The 2,082-nt window shown below is 69.4% G+C and carries 2 protein-coding genes; one reads left to right on the forward strand and one right to left on the reverse strand.

The genetic code is table 11. The annotated features are described in order from the left end of the window. Positions 1 to 42: 42 nt before the first annotated feature. Entirely contained in the window at positions 43 to 1,491 is a 1,449-nt protein-coding gene (locus ACFXGJ_RS24345; RefSeq protein ID WP_378625839.1) for an MFS transporter, read from the reverse strand. 145 nt (positions 1,492 to 1,636) lie between these two features. Between ACFXGJ_RS24345 and ACFXGJ_RS24350 the strand changes: the two genes are divergently transcribed. Further along, entirely contained in the window at positions 1,637 to 2,080 is a 444-nt protein-coding gene (locus tag ACFXGJ_RS24350) for a MarR family winged helix-turn-helix transcriptional regulator (protein WP_378625840.1), read from the forward strand. Positions 2,081 to 2,082 lie beyond the last annotated feature (2 nt).

Consider the following 2,082-nt stretch of genomic DNA (forward strand, 5'->3'; position numbering starts at 1 on the left):
GGGTACCGATCACGCACGGTTCGGCGCGGGGCGGGTGACCCGTCAGACCTGGGCCAGGGCCTCGGGCTCGTCGGCTGCGGGCCGTGGTGCCGGGGGAGCGGTGCGGCGGTTGGGGATTGCCAGCGCGACGGCGGCGGCGACGAGCGCGACCGCACAGCCCATCAGCAACCCGGTCCGGAAACCGTTCTCGGTGGGCAGCGTGTAGTCGCCGTACCGGACGCTCATCTGGGCGAGAACGAGGCCGACGACGGCGGCCGCGATCGACGTGCCGATGGACCGGCTGAGCGTGTTGAAGGCGTTGGCAGACGCCGTCTCCGAGTGCGGGACCGCGCTCATGATCAGGGCCGGCATCGCACCGTAGGCAAAGCCGGTGCCGGCACCGCAGATGGCGGCGACGATCATCAGGCCCCAGGCCGAGCCCATCAGCAGCATCGACGAGGCGTAGCCGATCGCGATGATCAGGGCGCCGACGAACAGAGTCACCTTGGGCCCACGCGCCGAGGAGAGCTTGGCGCCGACCGGGGAGAGGGCCATCATCACCAGGCCGCCCGGTGCCATCCACAGGCCCATCGCCAGCATCGACTGTCCCAGGCCGAATCCGGTGGACTCGGGCAGCTGCAACAGCTGCGGCAGGATCAGCGACTGCGCGTACATCGCGAAGCCGACGACCACGCCGGCGACGTTGGTCAGCAACACCTGCGGCCGCGCGGTGGTCCGGAGGTCGACCAGCGGATCGCCGGTGTGCAGCTCCCACCAACCCCAGGCGAGCAGGACGACGATCGCGGCGACGAAGAGGCCGACGATGGTTCCGCTGGTCCAGCCCCAGACCGCGCCCTTGGACACGCCGAGGAGCAGGCACACCAGGCCGATGCCGAGTCCCACTGCGCCGACCGGATCGAACCTGCCGGCGTCGGGGTCGACCGGGGTGGCGGGCACGACCTTCCAGATCAGTCCCGCGATCACGACGCTGAGGACGGCGGCGCCCCAGAAGAGCACCCGCCAGCTGGTGTTCTGGGTGACGGCCGCGGCGATCGGCAGGCCGAGCGCGCCTCCGATGCCCATCGACGCACTCATCAGTGCGATCGACGAGTTCAGCCTCTCCCTGGGCACCAGGTCACGCAGGGCGCTGATGCCGATCGGGATCAGGCCCATGCCCATGCCCTGCAGGGCGCGGCCGGCGATCATCGGCAGCACGGACGTCGCGAGGGCACACATCACCGAACCCGCGATCAGCGGCACCGTGCAGACGAGCAGCATCCGACGCTTGCCGTAGAGGTCGCCGAGCCGGCCGGTGATCGGGACGCACACCGCGCCCGCGACCAGTGTCGCGGTGATGATCCAGGAGGCGTTCGAGGCGGTGGTGCCGAGGATCAGCGGGAGGTCCGCGATCAGCGGGACGACCAGCGTCTGCATCAGCGCGGCGACGATGCCGGTGAACGCCAGTACGGCGACCAGGCCGTTCGGGTTGACGGTGGGACTCGGACCTGACACGGGCGATCTCCTCGAGTTCACGGGCCGCGCCGGATATGCGCGATACACATGAGGTGCACGATACACATCTATTGCATGATGCAAATCGTTCGGTGCCGCACAGGCGATACTTTGTCCGGCAAGCGCGATCGACGGAGGGACGGGAATGGACAAGCCCACGGACCGGGTGGAGTTCGAGACGATGCTGCTCGGCAGACATCTCACCCGCCCGCGGCGCGGCGAGGGTCACCTCGACAGCAGTGCCTACGCGCTGCTCAGCCGGATCGACATCGACGGGCCGCTGTCCGTCGGCGAACTCAGTGACGCGTTCGGCCTGGACACCTCCACCATCAGCCGGCAGACCACCGCGATATTGAATGCCGCTCTCGTCGAACGTATCCCGGACCCCGACGGCGGCATGGCGAGGAAGTTCCGGATCACCGCCGACGGGAGACGCCGGCTGCGCGCCGAGCGGGCGGGCAATGTCAGCGGGCTCGAGGCGGTGATGGCGGACTGGACGTCGGCGGACGTCGAGGCCTTCGTCGCGATGCTGGCTCGCTTCAACAACGACATCGAGCGTCTCGCCGGACGACCCTGGCCCCGCCCCTGACC

It is taken from the genome of Rhodococcus sp. NPDC059234 (assembly GCF_042754225.1).
In the GTDB taxonomy this organism is placed as follows: Bacteria; Actinomycetota; Actinomycetes; order Mycobacteriales; family Mycobacteriaceae; genus Rhodococcus_G.

What these genes read in the sequence shown, in the direction of transcription:
- ACFXGJ_RS24350 (WP_378625840.1), top strand. Translation starts at nt 1,637, where the DNA reads ATGGACAAGCCCACGGACCGGGTGGAGTTCGAGACGATGCTGCTCGGC.